Genomic DNA, 5,954 nt, shown 5'->3' with positions numbered 1-5,954 from the left:
GGCGACGTGCAAGTTTCAAACCATTGGCTCGGTTGTTGGCATCGATCCAGCTGTAATTGGCTTGCACAGTAAGTGCCTCGACTGGTTTCAGTTTCAGGCCGAACTCAAGTCCCTGCGTTCGGGTCCGGGCAACATTGTCATAGGTGCCAAATGGCCGGTTCGTGCAAATTCCGGTCCGCGGCAATGGGCAAGAAACAAACACAATCTGGTTCGATGTGTCGCGGTGAAACCATGTGCCACCAGCCTCGATTGCACCGTCGAGCAATTTCTGTGTCACTCCTGCATCCCATCCTTTTGAGGATTCAGGCTTTAACGTTGTGTTGCCGAAATTACTGAACAATTGGAACAAGGAAGGCACTTTGAACCCTTCACCATAGCTCGCGCGGATGGTAGTTGCGCCGTCATTCGGGCTATATACGCCATTTGCGGCGAGTACTGTTTTGCCGCCGAACGTCTTGCTCTCATCGTATCTGGCACCCGCAGAAAGTGTCAGGCCTGTGGCCGGTGTTGCGCTTAACTGGCCATAGAAGCTATCAAGCCTGGCATCGGCAATCGATGCTGGCCCTCCGAAACTGACTGTGCGGAAAGACGACCTTTCCGTTTCAGCACCGATTGTCAGTCCGTAGCCATCGGCGATTTCAAAGTTACCTTGATATTCCAGCCGCTGATTCTTGCCCTTGGCGTCAAAGGTCTGAAACGGGGCGGCACCGCTCAGCTCAAGATTTTCGCGTGCGGTGTCGGTGTAAGCGTAAGCAAATCTATTACGAAACCGACCATCAAACAGCGCGGCATTCAGGCCAGCATAGCCGACAAACTCCTCCGTCTGCGCCGTTTCATTTGTGTCGCCGAATGCGAAAAGTGGTGCTGGAAAACCATCAATTCCCGTGGTGCCATTTGAATACCAGCCGCGCAGATCGAAAGACACTGCTTCAGATATTGCAATGTTGAATTTGGCATTCGCGCTATAATTTTCATAGCCGTCACGCTCTGTTGCGCCGCGTGCCTCATTAAAAGCAGAGAAGCTATCCGAACGAAGATAACCAGCACCAACGCTTGCCGAAACAGGGCCGAACTTGCCCGAAACATTACCAATAACCTGCCCGGTGTCACGCCAGCCATATTCTGCATTAGCGTTGAAAGTGAGGTCTTCGGTGGGTTCGCGGGTGATGATATTGATGACGCCGCCAATTGCTTGACTGCCCCACAAAACTGATTGCGATCCACGCACGACTTCAATCCTGCTGATATTTCCAGTTAGCAAATTGCCAAAGTTGAATCCGCTGCCTGGCGATGAGGGGTCATTGAGCTTTACGCCGTCAATAAGGGCGACGGTTTGATCACTGTCCGCGCCGCGAATATTGACTGATGTCGATGTGCCAATTCCGCCATTTCGGGTAAACGTAACGCCAGGTACTGTTCGTAGAAGATCAACGACTGCTGTCGATTGACGAGTCTTAATATCGTCTGCTGTGATGACCGTAACAGATTGGCCAACCTGCGACAAAGGTGTTTCGCCTCGGCTGGCGGTTACGATGATTGTATCGTTAGCGCCGTCATCAGCATGGGCGACAACAGGCGACATGATACTGGCGGTAAGTAGTATAGTTTTAAAAAGACGCACTTGAGAGTTCCCCTTATTGAACAACATCAAAAAGGGCCGCGCGCCAAAAAGCACAATACAAGTAAGCGTTTGAAAGCAGCTCACCCACGCACGACCCAAAACAAGTCGTCACGCGAGGAAATCCTCGATCATCTTTCGGCACACCCCGTCCGCAAGATAGAACGACCGCGACGGGCAGGTCTCCTGGCTCTCAGGTCATCATATTCACCCCACCTTCCCAGGTGCTGACCATCTAAAGTCTGGCATCCAGTGGCATAAGGGGCGAACACTCGCCGATCACAGTTGCGGGGGCAGCGCCGGATCATGGAATATTCCACTTCCGGCTTCCCTTTTCATCCCATCTCTGGGAACCTGTCGCAACACGGCATATGCTGCGCCGCTAGAGAAAAGGCAAGGATGAAGGTGAATTCAGGACAAATCGCATTAGTGCTTGGTGGCGCACGATCAGGAAAAAGCAGCTTTGCTCAAAGCCTCGCTGAAGAAAGTGATGGTGATTTGATCTACATCGCAACGGCGCAGGCGTTCGATGACGAGATGGCCAAACGAATTGCGCGCCATCAATCAGATCGCGGCCCACGCTGGCATACGTTGGAGTGTCCGTTGTACTTGGCAGATTCGATTGCGGAGCATCAAGGCAAAGGTCAAACCATCCTTGTTGATTGCCTAACTCTGTGGCTGAGCAACCTTATGTTGGGTGACCATGATATTCCTGCTGCTGTGTCCGACTTGATAGCAAGCCTGAAGGTTTCAACTGCTAGTGTGATTCTTGTAAGCAACGAGGTGGGGCAAGGAATCGTGCCTAACAATGAATTAGCACGCAACTTTCGCGATGAGGCTGGATGGCTCAATCAGAAATTGGCAAGCGTGGTAGAGAATGTGTGGTTCGTTACAGCGGGGCTGCCCCAGAAGTTGAAAGGTTATTAGCCCAGCAGGTAAAAGCGGACCAGTCAGCCATCTTGGGCCAGCAACAATTGAGTGGGTTGCAGTCCGACTAGTTTAATGTGGCAATTGTAATTAGACGCCATCTAGAATCCCGCACTGGAGTGGCGAAAGATAGACATACGGCAGGACGAACCGGCAGCCCGCCATGTTGCGGATTTGTTGGCATACCATATAGAATAGTTACAGAGTGCGATGGCCGAGCATCCCTTTGCGCTTGACGCGACCGGTTTGTCGACTGCGAACGTTGCATTTTGGATGGCGTGGCAAGGTAACGCGCTAGTGGGTTTTGGGGCGCTGAAAGAACTCGACAACACGCACGGGGAGGTAAAGTCAATGCGCGCAGCCACTACCGCGCGGGGATCAGGCGTCGGGCGTGCCATGCTCAATCGCATCGTCGCGGATGCGCGAAGGCGGGGCTACGCGCAGCTGAGTTTGGAGACGGGCACAGCAATCCTTCATGCCCCTGCCATAGCACTTTACAGAAGCGCCGGGTTTAAATCCTGCGACGCATTCGCCGATTATCGACCCAGTCCTTACAACCAGTTTTTTAGGCTTGGTCTATCAGTTTGAAGTCCGCTTCCGGAGTACCGGCAAAGGCTTATTGCAATCGGGTCGGCTGACTGGAATGTCCGGATCGTTCGGCAGATCGTCCATTGATACTTTTGGAAATAACGTCCGCTCCAATGCGTGGTGGATCAAACCCCTTATGCACGCCTCACAATTATGTCCGTATACTTTGCTGCATATGTGGGTCGTTGCGAAGATAGGTCCGGCGTAGGACTAATAATCTAAGCTATTTATTGACTGGGTTTGCTGTTCAGTTTGGATTTACAAGTTTTCTGGGTTAATTGACTTGGCATGTTTGAACTCGTCAAATCATATCGTATCACAACAATAGTCGGTAACGAGCTGACCCATGTCGATTATGTAGTCGAAGATATTAATCTTCCGCTTATCCAAGTCAGGCTCGAAGACATTTCGATTATAATGAACACCTCTTCGCAATCATTTGTTAGCGCAATGTTGGTTGATTCCGAAACAGCTCGGGCCTCACAGGATGCTTGGCTCGACAGCTTGTCAAACGACGACAAGCCTAACTAAACGTGACCTGGCCTCAGCGAGTGAGGAGAGTGATTAAATGACGTACGTGCTGGTCCACCGTCAGCGAGCCGCCCTAAAAGAACTAACCCATAGTCACGAAGAATTTACGCCTTACTGGCAATTTATCAAAAATGGCAGGCCCACTTTAGATTCACTTGTCGAGATAGGTCTAGCCGAAACAGGGCCCACTAACCGACGCCGCGGCGAAATCGGTTGGCGCATAACCGATAACGGTTGGTTGTGCATTTATGGTAAGACTTACGCGCAAATTATGAAACGGGGCGCATTACCACCCCATCCACTCGAGATATGGAGCTGGCCTCCGTCGGTAGTTTATAGCTCAATTGAGCTATCCGAAAAAAATGTGGTCAAAAGGGCAAAGGTTAAAGATGGCAGAATACGTCAATGAGCTTCGCGATTCTCTTTCCGAAAACGCCACCGATCAAGATGCTGCAAAGTGGTGGACACTCGTCGAACTGATGGAGTCCAGCATCGCACGTGATATTGAGAGCAACAAATCCCTTAAAGGAAATGTTCGTTATTTGCGTTCGACAGTTACGGATTTGATCGCAGCTCGGCGCGATGGTCTAAATCCGAATTACATAGCCGCAAGAGTAGCTGTCAGTGCTTTAGCTAGCAAGATTGCCCCACGCACTGCGTTAGACGGCTGGAAAGGCATCTAGCCTTGCGACGATCCTGAGCCCCTTATGATCTCGACGTTATCTTATAAGGCCCAATGCAATCATCGGGGGCTATTGCAACAAATTCTCCCGCCGGTGCGGCTTGGCGGGCAGCTGGTCCATCGGCGTGATATTGATAATACCGCGCTCTTTGGGATAGGTCCTTCCGCACAATCCCCGCCAGATAATCCATGCCAGCGAATGGCCTTCGCCGTGCCAGCTGAGCTTTGCCAAGCGGTCAGGATCGAAAGTTATTATGGCCAATCATTGGCGTCTCATGTTCAATAATTGGAACGAAACGCGAATAATGACAAGGCGATGCAGGAATATTGCAGATTGCCGATCTACAGTAACCTCTCACCCCATAGTTGTACCATCTTGATACGCGGCTAAATCCTTCGTTGCGAATCGTTTAGCAACCGTTAACGGACGCGCAACTAATGCTGCTGGTAAGGCTGAATCACTCCAAACGCATTGAACAAACTTGGTTCTTGAATTGGAGTACTCTGTGAAAAACATTTCTTTTATCGTCAAATCTACGCTGTCAGCTAGTCTAGTTGCACTAGCATTAGTCGCTACACCCTCCAACGCGGCGGAGATTCTCACGCCTTGCTCTAGCGGTGACATTACCCCTGGTGCAAATGCTTGCCGCGGCTTCATCGGCGGCAATCAGATTGGCAAGGAAGAAGGCGCAGTTTTGCTGGCAGAACTCGGCTACGTGGGCAGCTTGGCAGGAATTGAAACAGTAATAGAACTGATGGGCAGTCAGTCTATCAACTTCAACACGCTTTTGTTTGGTGAAACAATTATCGGGGTGCACTATGGTAACGGCGATGGCAGCCCCGGTAACCCAGATGGGCCTGCTAAGGGTGACGGAGACGATACTGCTTTCTACAAGTTTAATGCCGGTACTACCGGCCTGGACACTTTCACTCTAAATTATGGTGCTAGCTCGAATGTCCGTTTGTATAAAACCGGCGTTGGCGCAGTTCCAGAACCAGCCGCTTGGATGCTTATGCTGATTGGAATGGCTGGCGTCGGATTTACGATGCGCCGCAAACGTGACACAACCTTACGGGTTCGGTTCTCATAAACTGCAGAAAATTTACCGAAGAACTGGGTATTAAGTAATCTTGGTGCCCATTTTTTTCCTGAACTCTACATGGCAATCGGGACGGTCCATTTCGACCAACAAGCAAGACCGCCCCTACCATATGCCTTGCTGGTCTTGGAGATCCATCAGGCGATGGAATTTTTGTTTCTAACTCAAAGCCAATGCTACTGCCAGAACGGGCTCGATTGCCAAAAGCTTTAGACAACGGGGCGGCAGCTGGTCCACATGCCGCCCCTTCACCACCTAAGTTGCATGGGGGGACCTAGGCGGTGGCCGAATAGGCAATACGTGAGGGAGCATACACTAACAATGCAGGCGTAACCCGGTACATGGCTTCGTGTTGGTTGGGGCGAACCATACGGAACAGACCGCCCCTGCACTACGTTGATTTAAGTTCAACAATCTCACAGAGTCACTCCTATGGTCGCTAGAACCAATAAACCTTAAAGGACTACCCTCCACATGCGTGCCATTCTGGTCAACCTTTCTTTCATTC

Annotated in this window: 6 protein-coding genes and 1 riboswitch; of the genes, 4 read left to right on the top strand and 2 right to left on the bottom strand. The window is 50.9% G+C overall.

The window, feature by feature from the left end; translation table 11 throughout:
* Positions 1 to 1,621 (bottom strand): TonB-dependent receptor plug domain-containing protein (locus ACLL9E_RS02860; protein WP_411290234.1); only part of this gene is annotated, 1,621 nt, incomplete at its 3' end.
* 155 nt (positions 1,622 to 1,776) lie between these two features.
* A riboswitch (cobalamin riboswitch) is annotated at positions 1,777 to 1,991 on the bottom strand.
* Positions 1,992 to 2,017: 26 nt separating this feature from the next.
* Between ACLL9E_RS02860 and cobU the strand changes: the two genes are divergently transcribed.
* The 3 genes from cobU (at position 2,018) to ACLL9E_RS02845 (ending at position 4,347) form a co-directional block, all read left to right on the top strand.
* Complete coding sequence (gene cobU, locus ACLL9E_RS02855; protein WP_411290233.1) at positions 2,018 to 2,545, top strand: bifunctional adenosylcobinamide kinase/adenosylcobinamide-phosphate guanylyltransferase; 528 nt, start codon at positions 2,018 to 2,020, stop codon at positions 2,543 to 2,545.
* A gap of 210 nt (positions 2,546 to 2,755) precedes the next feature.
* Positions 2,756 to 3,133 carry a GNAT family N-acetyltransferase gene (locus ACLL9E_RS02850; protein ID WP_411290232.1) on the top strand — a complete coding sequence of 126 codons (378 nt, stop codon included), beginning with the start codon at positions 2,756 to 2,758 and terminating at the stop codon, positions 3,131 to 3,133.
* Positions 3,134 to 4,053: 920 nt separating this feature from the next.
* Complete coding sequence (locus ACLL9E_RS02845; protein WP_411290231.1) at positions 4,054 to 4,347, top strand: hypothetical protein; 294 nt, start codon at positions 4,054 to 4,056, stop codon at positions 4,345 to 4,347.
* A 69-nt stretch (positions 4,348 to 4,416) separates the two neighbouring features.
* Here ACLL9E_RS02845 and ACLL9E_RS02840 read toward each other — a convergent pair whose 3' ends face one another.
* Positions 4,417 to 4,608, bottom strand: a complete 192-nt coding sequence (locus ACLL9E_RS02840) for a hypothetical protein (protein ID WP_411290230.1) — start codon at positions 4,606 to 4,608, stop codon at positions 4,417 to 4,419.
* A 244-nt stretch (positions 4,609 to 4,852) separates the two neighbouring features.
* On the opposite strand from ACLL9E_RS02840, the gene ACLL9E_RS02835 reads away from it, so the two are divergent.
* The gene (locus ACLL9E_RS02835) at positions 4,853 to 5,437 is read left to right on the top strand and encodes a PEP-CTERM sorting domain-containing protein (protein ID WP_411290229.1); all 585 of its coding nucleotides are present in this window, start codon (positions 4,853 to 4,855) and stop codon (positions 5,435 to 5,437) included.
* Positions 5,438 to 5,954: the final 517 nt, after the last annotated feature.

The organism is Sphingorhabdus sp. (assembly GCF_046596595.1).
Lineage (GTDB): Bacteria > Pseudomonadota > Alphaproteobacteria > Sphingomonadales > Sphingomonadaceae > Sphingorhabdus_B.
The sequence above is the reverse complement of the archived record's forward strand: the minus strand, read 5'-3'. Positions and strand labels throughout refer to the sequence as shown.